The organism is Pseudoalteromonas sp. S2893, assembly GCF_005887105.1.
In the GTDB taxonomy this organism is placed as follows: Bacteria; Pseudomonadota; Gammaproteobacteria; order Enterobacterales; family Alteromonadaceae; genus Pseudoalteromonas; species Pseudoalteromonas atlantica.
In genome coordinates, this window is sequence record NZ_PNCY01000150.1 from 1 (window position 1) to 258 (window position 258).

The window sequence follows — 258 nt, forward strand, 5'->3', positions numbered from 1 at the left end:
ATGGCCGCGGTAAGGATGTTAGCTACAGAAAAGTAATTAGCGATGTAAAAAACAAATATCAATACTTTGTAAGCCTACCCAAATATGTTGAAGAAGCATTTGATACCAACCGCATACTGCCTAATTTTCACGCTATGTTTAACACCACCAATAATCAAGTAGTACAATACGAATGCAGAGCCAGAAAGGTAACAAAAAATGGCCAAATATTAAAAACCCGACTAATTTATAAATTTAGTGAGCCGCTCAAGCAGGGGC

The 258-nt window shown here is 37.2% G+C and carries 1 pseudogene; it reads left to right on the plus strand.

The window, feature by feature from the left end:
• Positions 1-258 (plus strand): annotated as a pseudogene (locus CWC04_RS19740) (hypothetical protein); the annotation flags it as partial.